Raw genomic sequence first — 23136 nt, 5'->3', positions numbered from 1 at the left:
CGGCGGGGGCTCAGGGCTGCTGCCGGAGCCGGCGCCAGACCGCCTTGGCGGCGTTGTGCCCGGACATGCCGTGCACACCGGGGCCCGGTGGGGTGGCCGAGGAGCAGAGGAAGACGGCGGGGTGCGGGGTGCTGTACGGGAACAGGCTGATCCTGGGCCTGAGGAGCAGTTGCAGGCCGTCCGCGGCGCCGCAGGCGATGTCGCCGCCGATGTAGTTGGGGTTGCGCTCGGCCAGCTCGGGCGGGCCTGCGGTGGCGCGGGCGAGCACCAGGTCGCGGAAGCCGGGCGCGAACCGCTCCAGCTGCCGTTCGATGGCGTCGGTGAGGTCGCCCTGCCAGCCGTTCGGCACATGGCCGTAGGCCCAGAAGGTGTGCTTGCCCTCGGGGGCCCGGGAGGGGTCGGCGAGGGTGGGCTGCACGGTGATCAGGAACGGTGTCCCGGGCGCTCTTCGGGTGCGTGAGGCCGTGTAGAGGGCGGTGCCGATCTCGCGGCTGTCCGCACCGATCTGGACGGTGCCGGCGCGGCGCGGCTCCTCGGCGGTCCAGGGCACCGGCCCGTCCAGGGCGTAGTCGACCTTGAAGACGCCGGCGCCGTGCCGGTAGCGGTCGTAGGTATGGCCGAGGCCCGCGATCCTGGCGAGGGCGGTGGGCGAGGTGTCGAAGACGTAGGCGCGGGCGGGCGGCAGGTCGTCGAGCCGCTTGACCTCGTAGTCGGTGTGCACGGCTCCGCCGAGGTCCTTCAGGTAGCCGGCGAGGGCGTCCGCGACGGACTGGGAGCCGCCGCGGGCCACCGGCCAGCCCGCCGCATGCGCGGCGAGCGCGAAGACCAGGCCGACGGCGCCGGTCGCGAGCCCGTTCAGCGGGGCGATGACGTGCGCGACCAGGCCGGCGAAGAGCGCCTTGGCCCGCTCGTCCCGGAACCGGCGCAGCAGCCAGGTGGACGGCGGCAGCCCGGCGAGGCCGAACCGGGCGAGGGTGACGGGGTCGCGGGGCAGCGCGGTGGACGGCAGGGACATGAAGTCCCGGAAGAGGGCGTCGGTGCGGTCGGTGAAGGGCGCGACGAGCCTGCGGTAGGTTCCCTCGTCACGGGGGCCGAAGGAGGCGGCGGTCTCGTCGACGGAGCGGGACAGCACGGCCGCGGTGCCGTCCGGGAAGGGGTGCGCCATGGGCAGGTCGGCGTGCCGCCACTCGAGCCCGTACCGCTCCAGCGGCATCGTGCGGAAGACGGGGGACGCGGCGCCCAGGGGGTGTGCCGCGGAGCAGGGGTCGTGCCGGAAGCCCGGCAGCGTCAGCTCCTCGGTGCGGGTGCCTCCGCCGATGGTGCCGCGGGCCTCGAAGACGGCCACGGAGAAGCCGCGGCGGGCCAGTTCGACGGCTGCGGTCAGGCCGTTCGGGCCGGCACCCACCACGACGACATCGACAATTGACGGCACCTTCGGACTCCTTCGTCAGCCGACCGCGCACCGGCACAGGATATGCCGGTGCGCCGGGTGAGGGGCGGGGGCGCCCCCGCCCGGTCCGGCCCCGCTGCCGCGGTGGCCCCCTCCGCGCGGGGGCACGGGGCGCGGCGAGCCCGCGGGGACCGGGGCCGGTGGTCCGGTGCGGGTCCGTCGGGGTCGTGCGCGGTTCCCCGCGCCCCTCGTCCGGGGCCTGTCCGTCCGTGGCCCACTGCGGGTCCGTTTCGCTTGCTCGCGCCGTTCCACGCGCCCCTTCAGGACGGGGCTGCGCCCCGACAAGGGGCGCGGGGAACCGCGCGACCAGCCACGACGGGACGCGAGCGTCGCCACCGTCCCGAAGGGGCAGTCCCCGTCGTGCCCCGCTGGGGGTACCTCCCACGCCTTCAAGGCAGTGGGGGACGGCCGGTGGGTGGTTGCTCGCGCAGTTCCCCTCGCCCCTGTGGGGTACCGGGGCGCGGCCCCGCCGGAGGGTGGACGGAAGGGTCAGCGGCCCACGGCGTAGCCCTGCATTCCGCGGGGGTTGGCCGCGGCGGACAGCACGCCCGTGTGCGGGTCACGCGCGACCGCGCACAGACGGCCCTCCGACCATGGCTCGCCGAGCGTGACGTCGTGGCCGCGGCGGCGGAGCTCCTCGACGACGGCGGGGTCGGTGCGGGACTCGACGGTGACGCTGCCGGGGCTCATGCCGCGCGGGTAGAAGGAGCTGGGGAAGCTGTCGTTGTGCCAGTTGGGTGCGTCGATGGCGCCCTGCAGGTCGAGCCCGCCGCGCACCGCGGAGCGCAGCGCCACGGACAGGAAGAAGTGCAGCTGCCACTGGTCCTGCTGGTCCCCGCCCGGGGTGCCGAAGGCGAGCACGGGTATGCCGTCGCGCAGGGCGAGGGACGGCGTGAGGGTGGTGCGGGGGCGCCGGCCGGGGGTGAGGGAGCTGGGCAGGCCCTCGTCGAGCCAGGTCATCTGGAGCCGGGTGCCGAGCGGGAAGCCCAGCTCGGGCACGACCGGGTTGGACTGCAACCAGCCGCCGCTCGGCGTGGCGGCGATCATGTTCCCCCAGCGGTCGACGACGTCCAGGTGGCAGGTGTCGCCGCGGGTGGCGCCGTCCGGCGTCACCACGGCCTCGCCGGACTTGGCCACCGTGGGCTCGCCGGCCCCCGCGGCGAGGCCGGGCGCGGCGGAGCCGGGCCCGCCCGCGGCCACCGAGCGGGCGTGCCCGGACAGCACGGGGGTGCGCCCGCCGGGGCTGCCGGGGCGCAGCTCGCGGGAGGCGGTCTCGCCGATCAGGGCGCGCCGCTCGGCGGCGTAGGAGGGCGACAGCAGCTCGTCGACGGGGACCTCGGCGGCGTCGCCGTACCAGGCCTCGCGGTCGGCCATGGCGAGCTTGCAGCCCTCGATGAGCAGGTGCATGTACTCGGCCGAGCCGTAGGCGGGCAGCTCGGGCGGCAGCAGGGCGAGCTGCTGGAGGAGGACGGGGCCCTGGCACCAGCCGCCCGCCTTGCAGAGGGTCCACCCCCGCCAGTCGTAGGTGACCGGTTCCTCGTAGCCGGCGGACCAGGAGGCCAGGTCCTCGGCGGTGAGGGTACCGGTGTGCCGGGTGCCGGTGGTGTCCATGGTGGGGCGCCGGGCCTGGCGCACCAGCGCCTCGGCGATGAAGCCGGTCCGCCAGATGCCGCGCGCGGCCTCGATCTGCTCCGTGCGGCCGGGGCCCGCCGCCTCCGCCTCGCGCACCAGCCGCCGCCAGGTCGCGGCGAGCGCGGGATTGCGCAGCAGCTCGCCGGGGCGCGGCGGCCGGCCGCCGGGCAGGTAGACCTCGGCCGACGACGTCCACTCGGTCTCGAAGAGCTCCCGGACCGTCTCGACGGTCTGACCGACGCGTTCCACGGGCGGGTGGCCGTCCTCGGCGTATCCGATGGCGTAGGAGAGCACGTCCGCGAGCGGCTTGGTGCCGTGGTCGCGCAGCAGCAGCATCCAGGCGTCGAAGGCGCCCGGCACGGCGGCGGCGAGCGGTCCCGTGCCGGGTACGAGGTCGAGGCCGAGGCCGCGGTAGTGGGCGATGGTGGCCCCGGCGGGTGCGACGCCCTGCCCGCACAGCACGCGGACCCGGTCCCCGGCGGGGGCGAGGATGATCGGCACCTCGCCCGCGGGGCCGTTGAGATGCGGCTCCACGACGTGCAGCACGAAGCCCGCCGCGACGGCGGCGTCGAAGGCGTTGCCGCCGTCCTCCAGCACGGCCATCGCCGTCTGGGAGGCCAGCCAGTGGGTGGAGGACACCATCCCGAAGGTGCCCTGGAGGGTGGGGCGGGTCGTGAACATAGGGACTTTCACCTGCCTGTTCAGCACATCACTCGATCGATCGGCGCTCGGCGTCCTGTCTGGGGGAGTCGGGGGAGTCTGAGCCAGGACTCCCCGTCACCGGGTCGCCCAGCAGGCTATCGATCGCCGCCTCCGCCTCTTCTCCTGCCTCCGGTGCCTCCCGAACGACGCGGGCGTGGCGGTCGGGCGTGCCTCGCGAGCACGGCGGCCGAGGCGGGTCCCGCATCCCTTGGCGGAGGGGTGGAGGGCGACGACCATCCGGTGGTCCCGGCCGGGTCGGGCGTGATGCCGGCGAGGGCGCCCGGCGCGTTCCCCGCCCCGGCCCTGTTACGGGGTGGTGAGGGCCCGCGCGGACATGATCCTGATCAGGGTGCGACCAGCGCATCTGGCGCAGGGTCCGGGGGCGGCACGCGGAGGCCAGGTCGAGGAGCCGGCGGTCCCTGTGCGGAAGTGGTCCAGCGTGCGGCCGGTGATCAGCCGGACGGGGTACTGAGCGATGCCGAACGCACCCACCGCTCCACCTGATCCGGTACCAGGCCCTCACCCAGGTAGGTGTCCACCCGCGCCGGCCACTCCTGCCCCGCACCGTACGGCGTACGACCGCCCCACGGATGCGCGATCCGGGCCACTGACGATGCCATGGCCACCACCCTCCCCGCGGCCGATCGGCGTGTGCGCCGCGGCAGGCGCGACGGACAGCCCCTGTCCCCCGGACGGCAGGGCGACACGGACGGCCGGCGGTACGGACGCGTACCGCCGGCCCGGGGTTCCCGGTCGGACCTGGTCAGCTCCTGCGCGCTCCTCCGGCGCCCATGGCCGCCGTCGCCGTGGAGCAGCACACCATCACCGCTCCGGCCACGACGTTGCTCCAGATCGTCCGGGTCGTGTCGACGTTGCCCGAGACGACCCACGGTGCGACGATCGTCCAGACTCCGACCCCCAGGGCAGCCCAGCTCATGCCGTGCGTGCGCTCGTAGGCGGAGTTCACGAACCCCATCGTCAGCAGCGTGAACGCGATGCCGGCGATCAGGTTGTTCACGGTCAGGGTGGTGAGATCGCTGAAGCCGGAGATCCACGGAGAGGCCGCCAGGTAGAGGCCCGCGAGCAGGCTCAGCCCCTCTACGGCCTGAGCCGCGGGTGTGGAGGTCGCACGCTCGGAGTTGGCGCGCAGCGCCACGATGTCCGGGTGTTGCTCGATGCCGGGTGACGTCGGTGTCGTCATCTCGGTCACCTCCTTACGCAGTGACATGTGACAGGGGGCGGGTCACCGAGTTCCGGACCGTCAATCAACCCGGGGCGCCGAACAACGGCACGTTAACCGTTTTGTGACCTTTCTGCGCGGAGCGCGGCCACCGGCGACCTCCGGCCGGGTGAGGGTGAGGTCACCCCCACCGCGCGGTGTGCCCACGCCGGCCGGCGAGAGCACCGAGCGGGCGCGCTTCGGTGCCGGGGGTCAGCCCCGTGCCGTGCCGCCGAGGGCGTCGCGAGCCCGGTCGAGCAGGGAGGCGAAGGGGCCGGCCATCCACTGCGCGGCGGGGGATCCGGCCGCCGTGGGGTGCGGATGCGTGGGCGCCGCCCTCTCGGCCGTCTCCAGCCGCCGGCCCATCGTCCGAAGCTGGTCCTCGCTGCGTCCCCCGCGGACCGCCGGGAACTCCTCCGCCTCCTCACGCTCGGCGTGCTCGCTCACGGCGCGCTCGAACTCCGCGAACGCGCGCTCGAAGTCCGGGCTCTCCAGGTCCATCCGCTCCAGACGTGACAGGACCTGGTTGGCCTCTTTCTCCTCGTGGTTGCGGGCCCCCGCCTCCGCCTCGCCCGCCGTGTCCTTCGCCACCGGGCGGACTATCATCTCCTCGGCGGTCTCGTGCACCGCGAGCAGCGCCCGCAGTTCGTCGAACCGCGCCTTCCGCTCGTCCCCGTGGGCGGCCTTCACCCGGCCGAACAGATCCCGGATCCGGGCGTGCTGCTCAAGCAGGATCGCCACCACGTCACCGCTGGGCAACCGCGCCGCCTGCGCCCGCTCCTGCTCTGCCTTGTCCATGCCATGACCCCTTCCTCCGTGCGGGTTTCTGCACCCCTGCGAGTGGCCACCACGACCGGACGGAAACCGCACGCCTCGGGCCTGCGCCCTGCTCAGTTCCTGGAGAAACGGAGGTCGGGCACGTCAACGGCAGGCGGCAGATCAGGGATGAGCAGCCGCCGCCCTCGTCCGTCCCGCCCCGCACGGGACGAGGCACGGGTCGGTTCGCCGTAGGAGTGGTTCGGGTGCGGACCACCGGCTGGGCGCCGGTGGCCGTCCTCACGCGGATAACGATCCTGGGCATTCATGGCGAACGGCTACCCTCCAGGACAGATACCTACCCCCCTCACGAAAGGATCAGCGAGGGCCGTATCCAACAGCCCTCGGCCGTACGGACGGTGCGGGAGGCATGGTGCACGGCACATCGGGTAATGGAGCGCACGGCCCGTTCCCATGACGCCGATGAGAAACGGAACTGACGTGGAGACAGCCGAAGGAACCGCCGCGCCCATCTACGACCGCCTCATAGCCGAACGCGGCGACGTCGTCGCCGATGCCCAACGCGCCGCGGAGGAGATCCGGCGCAGGACCGCCGACGCGGTCAGGTTCGGCACCCCGGGCACGGACGGCGAGGACGGCACCTAGGGCCGCCGCGGCGAGCGCGGCGGGGCGTGCCGGGCTCCGCGGCGCGAGGCCTCGGGCCGCCCTCCGGGGCGAGCCCCGCCATCAGGGCGAGGACCCGGTTCAGGCTGCGCTCGCGGCCAGCACGACGCGGAACCGCGCCCGGCCGGACAGCATGTACGCGTAGGCCTCGGGGGCCTCGGCCAGCGGCATGACCTCGGTCATCGGGCGGATGCCGTGCCGGGCGGCGAACTCCAGGTTCTCCTCGTTCTCGATCGGCCTGCCGGTGAGGCTGCCGGTGATGGTGCGGGTGCCGAAGAGAAGGTCGCCGGTGGAGACCTCCATGGGATCGGCCGCGGCACCGAGGACGATCAGGCGGCCCCGGGGCGCGAGTCCCGCGGTCAGGGGCGTCATGGACGCGCCGCTGGCCGCGGTCGCCAGGACGGCGTCCGCGCCCCCCAACTCCCGCAGGGCGGCACCGGGGTCCCCGGCGGCGCTGTCGATGTACTCGTGCGCGCCCAGCTCCCGCGCCAGCACCTCCTTCTCCGGGCCGCGGGCGATGGCGACGACGCGGTAGCCGAGCCGGGCCGCGTACTGCAACCCCAGGTGGCCGAGGCCGCCGATGCCCTGGACGGCGACGAGCGCCCCCGGGTGGGCGTCGACCTGCCGCAGCGCGTTGTAGACCGTGAGGCCCGCACAGAGCAGGGGTGCCGCGTCCGCGGCCGGCATGCCCTCGGGGATCCGCACCAGCCCGTTGCTCCGCGCCATGACGGACTGGGCGTAGCCGCCGTCGGCCGTGGTGCCGGTCTGCTGCTGGTCGCCGCAGTTGACGAAGTCGCCCCGCCGGCAGCTGCGGCACTCACCGCAGTGGCCGGCCAGGAACCCGACGCCGACGCGGTCGCCGACCCGCCAGGCGTTCACCCCGGCTCCGACCGCCTCGACGATCCCCACGATCTCGTGGCCGGGGACGATCGGCCGCGAGGGATCCGCCCGCATCCCTTCCACGGCGAGCACGTCGGTGTGGCACACGCCGCACGCCTCCACACGGACGCGCACCCAGCCCACGGGAGGCGGCGTGCTCTCCCGGGTGACGAGCCGGAAGTCACGGGATCCGGTCACCTCGAACGCACGGTATGTCGACATGTCTCTCCTCTGAGGATGTGTTCGCCCCCACCGAGGGCGGAGGGCGGTCACCTTCGCCGAAGCGGCGCCTTCCGCCACCGCCGCGGCAATGGACGGCGGACGGCGAGTACGGATCCGCCCGCGGTCACCGCGCAATATGACCGGACGTCTTGGATATCTGTCAAGCGCGTTCCTGTTGCCCCGCCGCCCGCCCCCGGGTGACCTCCGCCTCCTGGCCGGTCCACTGGTCGCCGCCTGCGGGGCCCGGGGGCACGGGTGCAGGAAGGGGGCCATGGGCGGCGGACCAAGGCCTGGCCGGCGACCGGAGTCACGCTTGACCCCGGGCAAGCCGATTGGTCATATTGGTGTCATGCCGCGGGTGAGCGTGAAGAGCAAACTGGTCGAGCAGGCGGAGGACGTGTTCCGCCGCCAGGGGTTCAGTGGTGCGAGCGTGGCGGACATCACCGCGGCCGCAGGTGTCCCCAAGGGCTCGTTCTACAACCACTTCGAGAGCAAGGAAGCCCTCGCGGCGGCCATCATGCGGCGCTACGCCGAGGCCACCGACCTGGCCGTGCTGGACACGGAGGGCTCGCCCCTGCAGCGGCTGCGGCGCCACTTCGACGCCCAGGCCATGCGTACGCAGCGGACCGGCGTGGAGTTCGGGTGCCTCCTCGGCACGTTCGCGAGCGAGAGCCCGGTGGCCGGCGAGCAGGTGCGTGCGGCGGTCGCGGAGAGCCTCGACCGCTGGACCGCGGCGATCGAGGTGGTCGTCCGAGCAGGCCAGGAGGCCGGGGAGATCACCCGGGCTCGTTCGGCCCGGGACCTCGCGGCCTTTCTGATCGACACGTTCGAGGGTGCCGCGCTGCGGATCAAGGCCACCGGCGACGCCGCCGTCTCCGCCCGCCACATGGAGACCGCCTTCGACGCCCTGAAGGCGTGACACCTCCCCGGACGGCTCACTGCGTGCGGGGCACCGCCGGCCGTTCGGGCGCCTGGTCCGGCAGGAGCGGGCAGGTGCCGAGCCCCAGGTCGGTCTCCCAGTCGCCGCCGATGACGCGGACGGTCAGCCGAAGCGGAGCACCTCCGTAGGCGGGGAGCCCGGCCTTTTTCTTCACGCGGGGCAGCTCGGCGACTCCCCGAGGGGGCAGCTCGGCGAGGGTGCACACGAGCTGCTGCTCCGCCGCCGGCCTGAGCCGCTCGACCCCCGGGGGCAGCCGGACGACGAGAGTGCCGCCGGCGGCCTCGACCTTCGGGGGCGCGGACAGCCGGGGCAGGGCCGTGGTGAGCCTGGCGGCCTCATACTCGGTGGGCCCGGCGAAGAGCGCCCGGACCGCGACGGCCTCGTCCGGGTCATCGGGCGTCTGGCGGGGCACGCCCACCAGCCGGCCGCCGTCCAGGAAGTAGACCTGGAGCGGTGCGGGCATGCCGGTGGCGGGCTCCCCCGCTTGGACCACGCTGGTCGGCGTGACCCCGCAGGCCGACAGCAGGAAGGCGCCCAGCACCCCGGCCAGCAGGGCCGTCACACGGGTCGCCGAGCCCCCGGTGCGGCCCGCCGGGACCGGCCCGGGGCCCGCCGAGACCGGCCCGCGGCGGCGCCTCACGAGCGCCCCGCCCGTTCTCCGGGGGCTCCCGCCGCGGAGCGCCCCGAAGGGTTTTCCACCGCACCGGCCGGCGAGCGCCCCACAGAATCCCGCGCCCCGCCGGCCGGCGAACGCCCCGCAGCATCCCCCGCCCCGCCGGCCGGCGAACGCCCCGCAGGGTCCTCCCCCGCACCGGCCGCCGAGTGGCGGCGCAGCGGCAGTTCGACGGTGAAGACGGCGCCCTTCGCCGCACTCGCGCCGGCACCGCCCGCGGCAGCCGCCCCGGGTCCACCGACGGCGCCCGTCCCCGGCGCCCCGGCCCCGGTGCCCCGCCCCGCGCCGTTCTCGACACGCAGCCGGCCGCCGTGCAGGCGTACGTTCTCGGCCGTGATGGCGAGGCCGAGGCCGCTGCTCTCACTGCGCGCCCGGGTGGTGTCCGCCTTGTAGAAGCGTTCGAAGATGTGCGGCAGTGCCGCCTGCGGGATGCCGGGGCCGTTGTCGGCCACCTCGATCAGCACCCAGGCTCCTTCCGGTTGTCCGTCCGGCACGGTCAGGCGCACCACCACGGGGGGCTCGCCGTGCCGCAGCGCGTTGCCGACCAGGTTGGCGACGACGACGTCGAGGCGGCGCGGGTCCACCTGGGCGCGCACCGCGCCGGGCTCCGGCAGCCGGGCGTCCACCCGGTGGAGCCAGCCGCGGGCGGCGAGGGTGCGCCGGATGGACTCGGCGAGATCGATCTCGTCGAGGTTGAGGCGGACGGCGCCCGCGTCGAAGCGGGAGATCTCCATGAGGTCGTCCACCAGCCGGATGAGCCGGCCGGTCTCCTCGCTGACGAGCCCCACCGCGTCGGCCGTCTCACGGTCCAGGCCGGCCAGCTCGTCGTCGAGCACGTCGGTGACGGCCGACATCGCGGCGAGCGGGGTGCGCAGTTCGTGGGAGACGTCGGCGACGAAGCGGCGCGCCTGCGCCTCCAGGCGGCGCAGTTCCGTCACGGAGCGCTCCAGTGCCGCGGCGGTGTCGTTGAAGGACCGGGAGAGGTCGGCGAGTTCGTCGGAGCCGTGCACGGCGAGCCGGACGTCGAGGTGGCCCTCGGCCATCTGGCGGGTGGCGCGGCGCAGCGCGCGCACCGGGCGGAGCACGCCGCGGGCCGCGAGCAGCGCCAGGAGCACGGCGGGGGCGAGGGCCCACAGGGCGGCGTGCTCGATGGCGGTGATGATCGCCTTGACGTAGGCCTGCTCGGTGGCCTGCGGCACCACCAGGTACAGCACGACACCGGAGAGCGCGGGCGGCATCCCTTCGCCGGTGCGGTAGGCGACGGGCAGGCCGACGACGAGCATCGGCCTGCCGTGGTCGCTCACCCGCTGGAAGACGGCATTGGGCCGGCTCCGCACGGAGGTGCGCAGGTCGGGGGTGATGAGGTCGAAGAAGGCGAGTCCCGCGGAGCCGGCACGCCGGTCGCGGTAGGTGGCGAGCACCTGCCAGCCCTGCGACTGGTGGGCGCGCGCCACCTGGGACACCAGGCCGCCCAGCGCGTCCTGGTCGGGGTGTGCGGGGATCCCGGGCGCCAGCGCGTCGACGCTGTCCCGGAACTGCCTGATCACCGCGTCCTGGCTCTGCTGGAGCACGCCGGTGCGGGCCTCCCGGAAGGCCAGCGCGCCGGTGCTCAGGGCGCTGACGGCGGCGACCAGCGCGAAGGCGACGACGAGCCGGAAACGCAGCCCGCCGAGGGCCGCGAGGACCCTCGCCACGGCGGCCCTCACCGGGAGCGGAACCGGTAGCCGAAGCCGCGCACGGTCTCGATGTACCGGGGGTCGCCGCTCAACTCGCCGAGCTTGCCCCGCAGCCGCTTGACACACGCGTCCACCAGGCGTATGTCGCCGTGGTAGCCGTGCTCCCAGACGGCCTCAAGGAGCTGCTGGCGGCTGAGGACCTGCCCCGGCGACGCGGACAGCGTCAGCAGCAGGCGCAGTTCGGAGGGGGCGAGGGCGACCGGCTCACCGCGCAGGGTGACCACCAGGCCCGAGCGGTCGATGGTCAGCTCGCCGTGCACCTCGGCGCGGGGGCGCCCGGCGTCCGGGGGCGGGGCGCTGATCCTGCGCAGCACCGCGCGTATCCGGGCCTCCAGCACGCGCGCCTTGACGGGTTTGACCACGTAGTCGTCCGCGCCGGCCTCCAGGCCGACGACGACGTCGATGTCGTCGCCCCTGGCGGTCACCATGATGATGGGGACCTGGTCGCGCTCCCTGATCCGGCGGCAGACGTCGAGGCCTCCGATGCCGGGCAGCATGAGGTCGAGCACGACGACGTCGGGGCGGAAGGACGTCATCAGCGTCAGCCCCTCCTCGCCGGTGGCGGCGGCGCACACGTCGTGCCCCTGGTGCCGCAGGGCCAGCTGGACACCCTTGCGGACGGCGGGATCGTCTTCGACGAGCAGGACGCGCGACATGCGGTCAGTATGCGTGAGCGCGGCGGCCGGGCCGGCCGGCGGGTACGGGTGCGGGCGCATGTCAGCGGTGCACCCGCGCGGTGTAGCGGGCGAGCACGGCGCTCGGGAAGCCGCGGGCCCCCCGCATCCCCGACGTGCCCATCAGGCCCTTGAGGGACTGGAGTTGCTGGGTCTTCGGGTCGATGCGGAAGACGGCGACCGCGGTCACCGCCGACCGGTCGTCGCCGATGGCCCAGCCCGCGCGGCCGTCGGTGCTCGTGCCCGTGCGGCCCGCGGCACCCGCGTCGCGGGCGCGCTCGGCACCGGCGGCCCCGGCATCGGGTGCGCCGTCGCCGGCGTCCCCCGGGTCACCGGCGCCCTCACCGGTGCCGCCGTGCACCGCCGCCGCCACCTCGTGGGCGACCGCCGGGGTGAACGGGTGGGTGACGGCGGGCTTGTGCACCGGGACCGCGGAGCCGTCCTGGGTGACGCGGACCACCGAGTACGGCTCGGTGTGCGTGCCGGAGGACAGGAACGTGCCGTACGCGCTCGCCATGCGGATCGGGCTGGGGGTTGCGGTGCCCAGGGAGAACGCGGGCACCTGCTCGCCGAAGCTGTCCGGCAGCAGCCCGGCGTCCACGGAGGCCCGGCGGACCCGGTTGAGGCCGACGTCCATGCCGAGCTGGACGACGGGGCCGTTGACGGACTCCGCGACGGCCCGGGAGATGCTGATCCGGCCGTAGGAGCGGTTGTCGGTGTTGACGGTCTTGACGATCTGTCCGTTCCGGTTCCAGTAGGGGCCCTCGGGGGTCCGCACCGGCGCCTTGTTGTCGCCGTCGTACAGCGCCCCGGGGGTCAGCGGGGTGCGGGGCGCGTTGCGTTCGAGCAGCCGCCCCTCGCGCAGCCCGGCCGCGTAGACGAAGGGGCCGTAGAGGGTGCCGGCGGGGACGATGGAGATGTTGGCGTCGTCGAAGCCCTGTTCGATGTAGTCGGGGCCGCCGTAGAGGGCGAGGATGCGGCCGTCGGTGGCGACGGACGCGGCGCCGGTGCGCACGTTCCCGTCCCCCTTGCGGCTGCCCGGGTGGAGCGCCGCCCGCTGTTCCCGCACCGCGGCGGCGAGGGCGTCCACCCGTGGCTTCTCGAACGTCGTGTAGATCTGGTAGCCGCCCAGGTCGAACTGCGCGTCGGAGATGCCGCTGTGCGCGGACACATACGCACGCGCGGTGTCCACCAGGTAGCCGGTCTGGCCGCTGAGGCCCTTGGGGCGCGGTGGCGGCAGCGGCTCGGGGAAGTGGGTGTAGGTGGCGCGCTCCGCGGCGGAGAGCCGGCCGACGGCGACCATCCGGTCCAGGACCCAGTTCCAGCGGTCCACGGCCCGCCGGTGGTTGGCGGCGCCGAGGGCGGGGTCGTAGAGTCCGGCGCCCTTGAGCACGGTGGCGAGGAACGCACCCTCGCTCGCGTCCAGCTGGGAGACGTCCTTGCCGTAGTACGCCTTGGCGGCGCGCTGCACCCCGTAGGCGCCGCGGCCGAACCAGCTGGTGTTGAGGTACCCCGCCAGGATCTGCCGTTTGCTCATCCGGCCGTCCAGCTTGATCGAGATGAACATCTCGGTGATCTTCCGCGAGACGGTCTGCCGCTGGTTGAGGTAGACGTTCTTGGCGTACTGCTGGGTGATGGTGGAGCCGCCCTGGGTGTCCCCGCCGGTGCCCATGGCCCACACGGCCCGCATGATGCCCCGCGGCGAGACGCCGTGGTCGCTGTAGAAGGACGCGTTCTCCGCGGACAGCACGGCCCACTGGACGTCGGTGGGGATCCGGTCCAGCGGCATCTCCTGGCGGTCGACCGGTCCGACGCGGGCCATCTCGGAGCCGTCGGCCCAGTAGTAGACGTTGTCCTGCTGGGTGGCGAAGGCGTTCAGGTCGGGCGGTATGTCGGTACGTGCGTAGGCGGTCCCGGTGACGGCGGCCAGGCCGAGCACCACCCACAGGAACCCCAGGAGGCTCTGACGAAGCGACGGCACCCACCGGCGCCAGCCGCTGCGGCCGGGCCGCGGGTAGCGCGGGCGCAGCGCCCGCACCGCGCGGCGCCGGGAGGGCCGGGTGGGCGCCCCGTCCGTCCGGCGGGCGGCGGGCGCACCGCGTCGCCCGGACGACGCGGGTGCCCGCCGCCCGGACCTGCGCGGTGCCCGCAGCCACCGGGACGGTCGCCGTGCGCGCAGCCGTGCACGCCCGCCCCGTACAAGCCGCCGTATGTCCATCCGCTCCCCTGGTGGATCGCCCGAGGGAGCGCTCGCCGCCCCCGTACCGACGCGGGAGCCTACGGAGCGCGTTGGAAACCCGTGCGATGGGTTCTCGACGGGTCCGTAACAGTCGCGCCCCGCGCCTTGACGCGCCGGTCCCCGTCCGCGCCCTGTCCCGGAGCCGTCCGGGGCGGGTCGGGCCGCGCGGCGTCCGGCACGGAAGGGGCACGAGTGGCGCACGGGACGGGCGCATTCGTGACGAACTCGTGACCGTTTGATCCAGGCGCCATCATCGCGGAGCCGGAGGGTGAGCCAGGCCGGGGCCGGTGCCGTCCGGGCCGGCCGCCGGCACCGGCCCGTGATGCCCCGGCCTCACCGATCAAGAGAGTCTCGATGACCAGTTCAAGGAAGCGCACGTCCCCCTCGGATGCGGACGCCGAAGGCGGCGGCGCCCGGCGCTGTGCTGCCGAACGCGATGACGCCGAGCGCGGCGGCGGCGAGGGCGGCGTCCCCGGGGCCGCGGACGCCGCGTCCACGGGCCGCCCCTCGGAGGGGCGCGGGGAACCGCGCGAGCACGCCGCACCGGCCGGTGACCCGACGACGGCGGAGGCGGCCCCCTCGGGACGGTGGCGGCGTGCCGGTCTCGTCGTGGCCGGTCGCGGAGTTCCCCGCTCCCCTTCGGCGGGCCGGCCCACCGCCGGCCCGGCGGCGCCCTCCCGCCGCCGGGTGCGTACCGTGGCCGTCTGCGGCCTCGCCACCGCCGGGCTGCTCGGGACGCTGATCACCGGCGGGTGCCAGGGCCGGTCCGCGGCCGGGGACGGCACGAAGGAGGCGGCGGGGCCGGCGCCGAAGCCGGTGCGGCACGCTCCCGCGGCCCGTCCGACGCCGCCGTGGGACGGCAAGGTGAAGGTGATCGGGGACGGCTCCACCTCGTACACCGGGCCCCAGCCGCACCAGCTGAAGCCCGAGAAGCTGAAACCGGGCGAGAAGCCACCGCAGTTCGTGGTGTTCTCCTGGGACGGCGCGCTGGAGGACGACAACCACTTCTTCTCCCGGTTCCGGAAGCTGGCCGAGGAGAACGACGCGCACATGACGTTCTTCCTCAGCGGCATCTACCTGCTGCCGAAGGCGCGCCGCGCCCTCTACCACCCGCCCAAGCACGCCCCCGGGTCGGCCGCCATCGACTTCCCCACCGACCAGCACATCAGGTGGACGCTGAAGGAGCTGGGGAAGGCCTGGCAGGACGGGGACGAGATCGGCACGCACTTCAACGGCCACTTCTGCGCCCCCGACCCGGGCGGCGGCGGGACGTGGACCACCGGGCAGTGGAAGAAGGAGATCTCCCAGGCGTACTCGTTCGTGCAGAACTGGAAGACGAACACCGGCTTCAAGGACATCCCGCCGCTGCCCTTCGACTACGCCGAGGAGCTGGTCGGCGGCCGGGCGCCGTGCCTGGAGGGGCAGAAGAATCTGCTGCCCGCGGCCAAGTCGCTCGGCTGGCGCTACGACGCCAGCTCGCCGGGCGACTTCCAGATCTGGCCGGCCAGGAAGAACGGCCTCTGGGACTTCCCCCTGCAACTCGTGCCCTACCCGGGCAAGGACTTCCAGGTCCTGTCGATGGACTTCAACTTCCTCTACAACCAGTCGGGCGGCGACGTGACCGAGGGCGACCCGGCCAGGTACCCCGACTGGGAGCGGCAGACCCGCGAGGGGTACCTGAACGGGTTCGAGCGCGTCTACAACGGCAGCCGTGCCCCGCTCTTCATCGGCAACCACTTCGAGACCTGGAACGGCACGATCTACATGCAGGCCATCGAGGACGTCGTGAAGTCCGTCTGCACGAGGAAGGACGTGCGCTGCGTGTCCTTCAAGGAGCTGTGCGACTGGCTGGACGCCCAGGACCCGGCGGTGCTGGAGAAGCTGCGCAACCTCGATCCGGGCGAGTCACCCGACTGGTCGACGTTCCTGAAGAAGTGACGGCCGGGCGGGGCGCCGTCCGGACCGGCTCTCAGGACGCGGCTCTCAGGAGGCGGCCCCGAGCGACGCCGCGTAGTGGGCGGCGATCTCGTCGCTGGTCGTCAGCCACACCCCGGGGTGGTTGGCGATGTACTCCAGGGCCTGGTCCAGGTACCGGTGCCGGAAGGGCTGGCTGATGACGAAGGGGTGCAGCGGCAGCGACATCACCCGGCCGCTGTCCGCCGCGTCGGCGTAGAGCTGGTCGAACTGGTCCTTGACGATCCGCAGGAACTCGGGACCGCTGAGGCTCTTGCCGACGAAGAGGCTGATGTCGTTCACCTCGATCTCGTACGGCACGCTCAGCATGCCGGGGACGTTCAGGGGGTACGGCTGGTCGTCGTTGGCCCAGTCCAGCACATAGCTCAGGCCCAGCTCGGCCAGCAGCCCGGGGGTGTGGAAGGTCTCGGTGAGCCCCGGGCCGAGCCAGCCGCGCGGCCGGCGGCCGGTGGCCTCCTCGATGGTGCCGACCACCTCGGCGAGACGGGCGCGTTCCTCCTCCGCGGTCATGCCGGTGTGCAGCTCGGAGTTGGTCCTGCCGTGCGCGATCCAGGCCCAGTCGCGCTCCAGGCCCGCCCGGATGATCTGGGGGTAGCGCTCGGCGGCGTCCGAGTTGAGCATCACGCTCGCCCTGATGCCGTGCCGGTCGAGGCTCTCGATCAGCCGCCAGATGCCCACTCTCGGCCCGTAGTCGCGCCAGCCGTAGTTCATCGGGTCGGGGGTGAGGCCCGCGGTGATCTGGACGATGCTCGTCGCCGGGCGGTCGATCTTGAAGTGTTCCACGTTGACGGCGACATAGAACGCGATCCGGGCGCCGCCGGGCCAGTGCAGTGGCGGGCGGTCGACGATCGGGCTGTAGTCGAAGAGCTGGTTGTCCAACGGGATCACCTCGGTGGCCGTGCGGTGGTTTCGCTTCGTGCCCAGCGTCGGTCCTGTGCGGCGGTGCGAGGCGCGAATCGCCGATCTGTGACACCAGTCACACCCTCCGTCGGCTCATCCCGAGGCTGCGCGGAGGCCCCCGCCCGAGCTCCGGCCGCCGGGCGGCGGACGGAGGCGGGGCGGGGGCCTCGTGGTGGTGCGGGTGGGGCGGGTCAGCCCGTGTACTGGGCGAAGACCTTCGTGTAGTCCCAGTTGCTCTGGCCGACGCCGGAGCAGCTGTCCGCGGGGCCGCCCGTGCAGGGCCGGTCCCGGTTGACGGACCAGAAGGTCAGCCGTGCCAAATGGTGCTGCTGGGCGTAGCCGAGGATGGTGCGGAAGTCGGCCACGGTGACGGTCTCGTTCTGGTCGGTGACGCCGTTCATGGACGAGATGCCGCTGTGTCGCCACGCCTCGTCGTCGCTGTAGCCGTAGGCGGCCTTGAGGGCGTTCTTGAGGCCGTCGGCGGCCTGGGTGGTGAGGGTGCCCATGTTCTGGCCCGGAGGGTCGAAGTCGAACGGCATGATGGTCCAGCTGTCGACCGTGAGGCCCGACTGGGCGCCACGGTTGATGAGGCTGGTGTCCGGACCGTTCTGGCCGGTGCCGAAGGTGAAGTACACCTTGATGCCCGGGTTGTTGGCCTTGATCGTCTTCAGGGCGTCCACGGTGCGCTGCTGGACGGTGCCGTTGCTGTAGGCGTCGGCCTCGATGTCGATGTCGATGGCCTTGAGCCCGTAGGCGTTGATCACCTTCTGGTAGGCGGCGGCCAGCTCACCCGCGCTGGAGCAGGAGCTCTCCAGCTTGTTGCCGCTCCAGCCGCCGAACGACGGGATGACGTCGCCGCCCGCCGCGCGCACGGTGTTGATGGTCTGCTGGTCCACTCCCCCGGTCAGCGGCCGGTTGCCGTCCCACTGCGGGTTGCAGTAGCCGTTGCTGAGGATGAAGGCGAGCGTGAACCACTTGACGCCGGTGGCGTTCATGACGGTGGTGGGGTTGGGCGGGCTGCCCCAGCCGTTGTAGAGGTAGGGCGCGACGGCCATCACCCCGGGGCCCGGGGTGCTGCCCCCGCCGCCGACGGCGGGCGCGTTCCACTTCTGGTTGGCCGCTCCGGTGCACGTCCAGATCTGCAGCCGGGTGCCGTTGGCGGAGGTGTTGCCGGTGGCGTCCAGGCACTTGTCGGCGGCGGTGTTGACGATGTCGTGGGCGGAGTTCACCGACCACTTCTGGTTGCCGCCGCCGGTGCAGTCCCACAGCTGGACCTTGGCGCCGTCGGCGGTGCTCCGGTCGACGACGTCGAGGCACTTGCCGAGCGCGCGGATGGTGCCGTCGCTGTTCACGGACCACTGCTGGGCGGCGGTGCCGTTGCAGTCGTACAGCTGCACCGGGGTGCCGTTCGCGGAGCTGGCGCCCGCCACGTCCACGCACTTGCCGCCGAGGCCGGTGATGGCGCCGGTGTCCGCGGTGGCGGTGGGCGCCTGGACCAGGCCGAGGGCGAGCACGGGGGCGACGAGCAGCGGGAGCAGCCGGGCGGGGCGGGTGAGCCCGGCCCGCGGGGTGAACCGGGTACGCCCGGTGGGCTCGGTGGGTCCCGCGGGTCTCTTGAGGAGCCGTCGGACGAACCCGGGGTGCGGTGCTCTCATCCCATGGTCCACTTCTGGTTGGCGCCACCGGTGCAGGTCCAGATCTGCAGCCGCGTGCCGTTGGCGGAGTTGTTGTCGGTCACGTCGAGGCACTTGTTGGCCTGGAGGTTGACGATGTCGTGGGTGGCCGCGTTCACCGTCCATCTCTGGTTGCCGCCACCCGTGCAGTCCCAGAGCTGCACCTTGGCGCCGTCGGCGGTGCTGTTGTCGACCACGTCGAGGCACTTGCCGAGGGCGCGCAGGCTGTCGCCGTTCACGGACCACTGCTGGGCGGCGGTGCCGTTGCAGTCGTACAGCTGCACCGGGGTGCCGTTCGCGGAGCTGGCGCCGGCCACGTCCACGCACTTGCCGGCGAGGCCCCGGATGGCCTGGCCGCCGGTGCTCCCGCCGTCACTCGTGGAGACGTGCACGTAGTCGACGACGAGCTGCTGCGGGAAGGAGGTGCTGCCGTCCGGGTTGCCCGGCCAGTCACCGCCCACCGCGAGGTTGAGGATGATGAAGAACGACTTGTTGAAGACCCACTGGTTGCCGCCGACGTCCGCCGGGGTGCGGGTCTCGTAGACGTTGCCGTCGACGGACCACTTGATGGAGTTGGGCGCCCAGTCGATGGCGAAGGTGTGGAAGGCGTCGGCGAACGCCTGCCCGCCGGGGAGCGTGTAGCCCGCGCCGATGCCCGCGGAGCCGGCGTACCCGGGACCGTGGATGGTGCCGTGCACGGTGCCCGGCTCCTTGCCGATGTTCTCCATGATGTCGATCTCGCCCTGCGCGGGCCAGCCGCCCCCGCCGTTGCCGAGCATCCAGAAGGCCGGCCACATGCCCTGGCCCCGCGGGATCTTCATCCGGGTCTCGATGTGCCCGTACTGCGCACTGAACTTGCCGGCGGTGTTCATCCGCGCCGAGGTGTACTCGCACCGGCCGTACCAGCAGGTGTAGTTGCCGGGGTTCTCGCGGCGCGCGGTGATCACCAGGTGACCCTGGCCGTCCAGCGCGGCGTTGGCGTTGCCGGGCGTGTAGTACTGCCGCTCGTGGTTGTTGCCGCTGTTGTCGCCGGTCTCCATGGTCCACCGGTTGCCGTCGACGGCGCTGCCGGCGGGGCCGTCGAAGTCCTCGGTGAGCGCGGCCTGCAGGGCCGGGGCCGCCGGCGCCGCGGCCGCGGCGGGTGCCGAGGGGGCGGTGTCCGCCGCGGCGGCGGCCGGGACCAGGGCGCCGGAGCAGCACAGGACGGCGGCGGACCAGGCGACCAGCCGGCGTCTCCAGGGATCACGCATGGGGCATCACATCACTTTCCGTGAGGGGGTCATGCCCATGACAGGACACGACAAAAAAGTGAAAGCCGTGAGGAGGCCATGTGCCGTACTTTCTTCAAGAGTTGATTTAATGAGCCGCCGCGGAAGCCGTCAAGATATTCGTCTGGACCAATTCACGGCCGGGCCCGCCGCACACCGCCCCCGCCGCCGCACCCGCGCACACATGACGAGCGGCCGTCAAGGGGTTGAAAAGAAGCCGGGGCCCTCCTACCCTCCTCGCACCTTTCCAGGTACATCGATTAACCACTCGTTAACCGCCATGGTTGGAGGCACCCGCTGTGCGCTCACCGCTGACCCGGCGCGGTCTCCTCGCCGCCGGCTCCGGCCTGGCCGCCGCCACCGCCCTGCCGGCGCTGGCCGGCTGCTCCTCGCTGGCCGCGGCGGACTCCGATCCCGACACCGTCGTCGTGCACACCCAGCTCGGCACCACCGCCCCTGGCTCGCCCACCTACCTCGCGGTCCTCGACCGGTTCCGCAAGGAGAACCCGGGGATCAGGGTCAAGAACCTCATCAACGGCGACGACCTCGCGCAGGTCTACGAGACCTCGCGGCTGGCCCGTAAGGAGGCCGACGTCGTGATGGTCAACCTCTACGACAAGACGCTGGCGTGGACGGACGTCGGGGCCACCGTCGACGTCAGGGGCTACCTGGACGACTGGGGACTGCGCGAGCGGGTGCTGCCGGCGGCCCTCGCCGCGTGGACCGACGCGAAGGGCCGGCTCCGCGGCTTCCCCTACTTCGCCACCAACTGGCCCGTCGCCTACAACAGGACCCTGCTGGAGCGGGCGGGCGTCGACGCGGTGCCCGCCACCGGCGACGAGCTGATCGCCGCCGCCCGGCGGCTGCGCACCAGGGGGATCGCGCCCGTGACCGTGGGCGGCGACGACTGGACCGGGCAGAAGCTGCTCGCCCAGGTCATCCAGACGTTCCTGACCGAGGACGAGGCCCGGCACGTGTACTCCACGGGGGACTTCTCCGGCCGGGGCGCCCGGGAGGGCATCGACTACTTCGTGGAGCTGCGGGACGCCGGGGTCTTCGCCGACAAGGTGCAGGGGCTCACCTCGGACTCGATGACCACGCAGTTCAACACCCAGGCCGCGGCCGTGGAGTCGGCGATGTCGTCGGCACTCGCGGGCGTGCCGGACGGTGTGGCACGGCACACCACGGTGAGCGGCTGGCCGCTGGCCGACGGCGCCGTGCACGCCAGGCCCACCATCATGCGGACGTACACCCTGATCGGCTTCTGGATCAGCCCGAACGGCACCCGGAAGCTCGACCACGTCGAGAAGTTCGTGCGCTTCATGTACCGGCCGGACACCGTGGCCCGGTTCATCGAGGAGGGCGGCCGTGACATGGCGCTGCGCTCCGCCGCCGTCAGCACCCGCTTCCCGCTCGTCGCCGCGGCCCAGCGGCTGGGCTCGGACGTGAGCCAGGTGCTGCTGCCGGACGTGTACGTGCCGCCCACCGCCACCCAGCCGCTGATCACCGCGACCAGCACGTCGTTCACGCGCGGCACCAGTGCCGTGAAGGTGCGCGCCGCGCTGGAGGCCGCGTACCGCTCCGCGTGACCCGCCCGCCGCCCCGCGCACCGCTCCGCATGACCGACCGCCGCCCCGCATGACCGCCGACCCACGTGCCCACGTGCCCTCCGCACCATCCGACCGCCGTGCCACGTGCCACGTGCCATGACCAGCCCACGGGAGCCACCCATGACGACGTTGACGCCGATGCCCGGCGGGGCCGTGGTCCGCCCGGCCGCCCCGCCCCTGACCGCCGGCCGCGGGACGCCCCGGCAGGGCGGCACGATCCTCGCCGTGCCCGCGCTGCTCTGGTACCTGGTCTTCATGGTGGGCCCGATGGCCGCCATCTTCGTGATCGCGGCGCTGCGCTGGCCGGGCATGCTCCAGCCGGTGTCGTTCGCCGGGCTCGGCAACCTCCGCACGGTCCTCGGCGACCCGGTCTTCTGGGACGCGGTGCGCAACACCGCCGTCCAGCTGGCCGTGGCGCTGCCCGTGATGATCGTGTGCTCCTACATGCTGGGCTACTACGTCGCCCAGCGGCCGCCGGGACACCGGATCATCCGCTACCTGCTGTTCGTGCCGGGGCTGATCTCGACGCCCGCCAAGGCGATGGTGTGCTACGCCGCACTCTCCCCCAACGGGCTCCTCAACGGCGCCCTGAAGGGCGTGGGCCTCGGCTCGCTCACCGACGCCTGGCTTGCCTCGCCGTCGACGGCGCTGGCGTGCCTGATCGCGCTCGACCTGTGGGCCGGGATCGGGTTCACCGCGGTGCTGTTCGCCGCCAGGCTCGGAAGCGTCCCCGGCGAACTGGGCGAGGCCGCTCAGCTGGACGGCGCCGGGCACTGGCGGACCATGTGGCGCATCCACTTCCCGGTGATCCGCGACTACGTGGGCGTGGTCACGATGCTGCAGTTCCTGTGGACGCTGTTCGGCTCCGCCCAGCACGTGCTGCTGCTCACCCAGGGCGGCCCCGGCACCTCGTCGACCACGCTGTCCTTCCTGGTGTACCAGAAGGCCTTCATCGCCGCCGACCTCGGCTACAGCCAGACCGTCGGCGTCATCCTCTTCCTCGCCGGACTCGCCGGGCTGCTCGTCATCCGGCGGGTGTTCCGCCAGAGCCACTGATCGGAGCGGCCCCATGAAGCTCGGCAAACGCTGGCTGCCCGCACACCTGCTGGTGTGGGCCTACGCGGCGCTGCTGCTCGTGCCGCTCTACTACCTGCTCGCGTCCGCGTTCAAGTCCAACGTCCAGATATTCGGGCGCCCCTTCGCCCTGCCGACGTCCCTCGGGCTCGGCAACTTCCGCACCGCGTTCACCCGTGCCGACCTGGGGCCGGCCATCGTCAACTCGGCGCTGGTGACGGTCCTCGCGCTGGCGCTGACGCTGCTCCTCGCGCTGCCCGCGGCGTTCGCGCTGGCCCGGTCGGCGGGGCGGACCGCCGTGGTGATCGAGCGGGTCTTCTCGCTCGGCTTCCTGATCCCCACCTTCGCGGCGCTCTTCCCGACCTTCCTGCTCGCCGCGGCGACCGGGCTCTTCCACACCCGGACGTTCATGGTGCTCTTCCTGCCGGCGACCGCGCTGCCGCTGTCGGTGGTGGTCCTGGTGCAGTTCATGCGGACGGTGCCGCGGGAGATGGAGGAGGCCGCCCGGCTGGACGGCGCGTCCACCTACGCCGTCCTGCGGCACGTGTACGCGCCGATGTGCCTGCCCGGCATCGCGACCGTCCTGCTGCTGAACTTCCTGACGTTCTGGAACGAGTACCTGTACTCGCTGGTCATCATCGGCCCCGACCCCGCCCAACGCACCGTCCAGGTGGCCCTGCCCACCCTGACCGCCGTCACCGGCACCGACTACGGTGTGCTGACCGCGGGCACCGTGCTCACGCTGGTGCCGGTATGGGTCGTGTACACGGTGCTGCAGAAGCGGATGCAGCAGTCGCTCGTCACCGGGGCGGTGAAGATGTGAGCGGCGGT

General features: G+C 73.1%; 19 protein-coding genes. 6 read left to right on the top strand and 13 right to left on the bottom strand.

The features are described from left to right. Positions 1-10: 10 nt before the first annotated feature. From ACSMXW_RS30635 to ACSMXW_RS30615, 5 genes are all read right to left on the bottom strand, one after another. Positions 11-1432, bottom strand: a complete 1422-nt coding sequence (locus ACSMXW_RS30635) for a phytoene desaturase family protein (protein WP_485801088.1) — start codon at positions 1430-1432, stop codon at positions 11-13. A gap of 507 nt (positions 1433-1939) precedes the next feature. After that, entirely contained in the window at positions 1940-3763 is a 1824-nt protein-coding gene (locus tag ACSMXW_RS30630) for a gamma-glutamyltransferase family protein (RefSeq protein ID WP_485801087.1), read from the bottom strand. A 473-nt stretch (positions 3764-4236) separates the two neighbouring features. Beyond that, positions 4237-4404 carry a hypothetical protein gene (locus ACSMXW_RS30625; protein WP_485801086.1) on the bottom strand — a complete coding sequence of 56 codons (168 nt, stop codon included), beginning with the start codon at positions 4402-4404 and terminating at the stop codon, positions 4237-4239. A gap of 143 nt (positions 4405-4547) precedes the next feature. Then, positions 4548-4985: an SPW repeat protein gene (locus ACSMXW_RS30620; RefSeq protein WP_485801085.1), complete on the bottom strand. Its 438-nt coding sequence runs from the start codon at positions 4983-4985 to the stop codon at positions 4548-4550. Positions 4986-5216: 231 nt separating this feature from the next. Continuing rightward, positions 5217-5801, bottom strand: coding sequence for a hemerythrin domain-containing protein (locus tag ACSMXW_RS30615; protein WP_485801084.1), 585 nt, complete (start codon positions 5799-5801; stop codon positions 5217-5219). A 441-nt stretch (positions 5802-6242) separates the two neighbouring features. Between ACSMXW_RS30615 and ACSMXW_RS30610 the strand changes: the two genes are divergently transcribed. Then, positions 6243-6425 carry a hypothetical protein gene (locus ACSMXW_RS30610; RefSeq protein ID WP_485801083.1) on the top strand — a complete coding sequence of 61 codons (183 nt, stop codon included), beginning with the start codon at positions 6243-6245 and terminating at the stop codon, positions 6423-6425. Positions 6426-6524: 99 nt separating this feature from the next. Here the strand turns inward: ACSMXW_RS30610 and ACSMXW_RS30605 are convergent, their stop codons facing one another. After that, positions 6525-7544 carry an alcohol dehydrogenase catalytic domain-containing protein gene (locus ACSMXW_RS30605; RefSeq protein ID WP_485801082.1) on the bottom strand — a complete coding sequence of 340 codons (1020 nt, stop codon included), beginning with the start codon at positions 7542-7544 and terminating at the stop codon, positions 6525-6527. Between the two features lie 349 nt (positions 7545-7893). Between ACSMXW_RS30605 and ACSMXW_RS30600 the strand changes: the two genes are divergently transcribed. Continuing rightward, positions 7894-8463 carry a TetR/AcrR family transcriptional regulator gene (locus ACSMXW_RS30600; protein ID WP_485801081.1) on the top strand — a complete coding sequence of 190 codons (570 nt, stop codon included), beginning with the start codon at positions 7894-7896 and terminating at the stop codon, positions 8461-8463. A 16-nt stretch (positions 8464-8479) separates the two neighbouring features. Here ACSMXW_RS30600 and ACSMXW_RS30595 read toward each other — a convergent pair whose 3' ends face one another. The 4 genes from ACSMXW_RS30595 to ACSMXW_RS30580 all read right to left on the bottom strand — a co-directional run bounded on the left by ACSMXW_RS30595 (position 8480) and on the right by ACSMXW_RS30580 (position 13548). After that, complete coding sequence (locus tag ACSMXW_RS30595; RefSeq protein ID WP_485801080.1) at positions 8480-9046, bottom strand: GerMN domain-containing protein; 567 nt, start codon at positions 9044-9046, stop codon at positions 8480-8482. Between the two features lie 74 nt (positions 9047-9120). After that, positions 9121-10851 carry a sensor histidine kinase gene (locus ACSMXW_RS30590; RefSeq protein WP_485801079.1) on the bottom strand — a complete coding sequence of 577 codons (1731 nt, stop codon included), beginning with the start codon at positions 10849-10851 and terminating at the stop codon, positions 9121-9123. Between the two features lie 8 nt (positions 10852-10859). Then, a complete protein-coding gene (locus tag ACSMXW_RS30585; protein WP_485801078.1) occupies positions 10860-11549 on the bottom strand; it encodes a response regulator in 690 nt (229 codons plus the stop codon). Positions 11550-11610: 61 nt separating this feature from the next. Further along, complete coding sequence (locus tag ACSMXW_RS30580; RefSeq protein WP_485801077.1) at positions 11611-13548, bottom strand: transglycosylase domain-containing protein; 1938 nt, start codon at positions 13546-13548, stop codon at positions 11611-11613. Between the two features lie 945 nt (positions 13549-14493). Here ACSMXW_RS30580 and ACSMXW_RS30575 point away from each other — a divergent pair. Then, positions 14494-15744 carry a polysaccharide deacetylase family protein gene (locus tag ACSMXW_RS30575; RefSeq protein WP_485808424.1) on the top strand — a complete coding sequence of 417 codons (1251 nt, stop codon included), beginning with the start codon at positions 14494-14496 and terminating at the stop codon, positions 15742-15744. Positions 15745-15789: 45 nt separating this feature from the next. Here ACSMXW_RS30575 and ACSMXW_RS30570 read toward each other — a convergent pair whose 3' ends face one another. From ACSMXW_RS30570 to ACSMXW_RS30560, 3 genes are all read right to left on the bottom strand, one after another. Further along, positions 15790-16659 carry a polysaccharide deacetylase family protein gene (locus tag ACSMXW_RS30570; protein ID WP_485801076.1) on the bottom strand — a complete coding sequence of 290 codons (870 nt, stop codon included), beginning with the start codon at positions 16657-16659 and terminating at the stop codon, positions 15790-15792. A 212-nt stretch (positions 16660-16871) separates the two neighbouring features. Further along, positions 16872-18335, bottom strand: a complete 1464-nt coding sequence (locus ACSMXW_RS30565; RefSeq protein WP_485801075.1) for a ricin-type beta-trefoil lectin domain protein — start codon at positions 18333-18335, stop codon at positions 16872-16874. Beyond that, a complete protein-coding gene (locus tag ACSMXW_RS30560; protein WP_485801074.1) occupies positions 18332-19603 on the bottom strand; it encodes a lectin in 1272 nt (423 codons plus the stop codon). The genes ACSMXW_RS30565 and ACSMXW_RS30560 overlap by 4 nt, the downstream gene beginning before the upstream one ends. Before the next feature lie 317 nt (positions 19604-19920). On the opposite strand from ACSMXW_RS30560, the gene ACSMXW_RS30555 reads away from it, so the two are divergent. The 3 genes from ACSMXW_RS30555 (at position 19921) to ACSMXW_RS30545 (ending at position 23128) form a co-directional block, all read left to right on the top strand. Then, complete coding sequence (locus ACSMXW_RS30555; protein ID WP_485801073.1) at positions 19921-21210, top strand: ABC transporter substrate-binding protein; 1290 nt, start codon at positions 19921-19923, stop codon at positions 21208-21210. Positions 21211-21351: 141 nt separating this feature from the next. After that, positions 21352-22287, top strand: coding sequence for a carbohydrate ABC transporter permease (locus ACSMXW_RS30550; protein WP_485801072.1), 936 nt, complete (start codon positions 21352-21354; stop codon positions 22285-22287). A 13-nt stretch (positions 22288-22300) separates the two neighbouring features. Continuing rightward, complete coding sequence (locus ACSMXW_RS30545; protein WP_485801070.1) at positions 22301-23128, top strand: carbohydrate ABC transporter permease; 828 nt, start codon at positions 22301-22303, stop codon at positions 23126-23128. The last annotated feature ends 8 nt before the right edge of the window (positions 23129-23136 follow it).

The sequence above is a fragment of the Streptomyces sp. DSM 116793 genome (assembly GCF_057320905.1).
The sequence above is the reverse complement of the archived record's forward strand: the minus strand, read 5'-3'. Positions and strand labels throughout refer to the sequence as shown.

Bases quoted from the DNA above. Each gene is read 5' to 3' on its own strand.
- ACSMXW_RS30605 (WP_485801082.1), bottom strand. From the start codon at position 7,544: ATGTCGACATACCGTGCGTTCGAGGTGACCGGATCCCGTGACTTCCGG.
- ACSMXW_RS30550 (WP_485801072.1), top strand. From the start codon at position 21,352: ATGACGACGTTGACGCCGATGCCCGGCGGGGCCGTGGTCCGCCCGGCC.
- ACSMXW_RS30565 (WP_485801075.1), bottom strand. From the start codon at position 18,335: ATGAGAGCACCGCACCCCGGGTTCGTCCGACGGCTCCTCAAGAGACCC.
- ACSMXW_RS30615 (WP_485801084.1), bottom strand. From the start codon at position 5,801: ATGGACAAGGCAGAGCAGGAGCGGGCGCAGGCGGCGCGGTTGCCCAGC.
- ACSMXW_RS30545 (WP_485801070.1), top strand. From the start codon at position 22,301: ATGAAGCTCGGCAAACGCTGGCTGCCCGCACACCTGCTGGTGTGGGCC.
- ACSMXW_RS30585 (WP_485801078.1), bottom strand. From the start codon at position 11,549: ATGTCGCGCGTCCTGCTCGTCGAAGACGATCCCGCCGTCCGCAAGGGT.
- ACSMXW_RS30610 (WP_485801083.1), top strand. From the start codon at position 6,243: ATGAGAAACGGAACTGACGTGGAGACAGCCGAAGGAACCGCCGCGCCC.
- ACSMXW_RS30560 (WP_485801074.1), bottom strand. From the start codon at position 19,603: ATGCGTGATCCCTGGAGACGCCGGCTGGTCGCCTGGTCCGCCGCCGTC.
- ACSMXW_RS30600 (WP_485801081.1), top strand. From the start codon at position 7,894: ATGCCGCGGGTGAGCGTGAAGAGCAAACTGGTCGAGCAGGCGGAGGAC.
- ACSMXW_RS30630 (WP_485801087.1), bottom strand. From the start codon at position 3,763: ATGTTCACGACCCGCCCCACCCTCCAGGGCACCTTCGGGATGGTGTCC.
- ACSMXW_RS30620 (WP_485801085.1), bottom strand. From the start codon at position 4,985: ATGACGACACCGACGTCACCCGGCATCGAGCAACACCCGGACATCGTG.
- ACSMXW_RS30625 (WP_485801086.1), bottom strand. From the start codon at position 4,404: ATGGCATCGTCAGTGGCCCGGATCGCGCATCCGTGGGGCGGTCGTACG.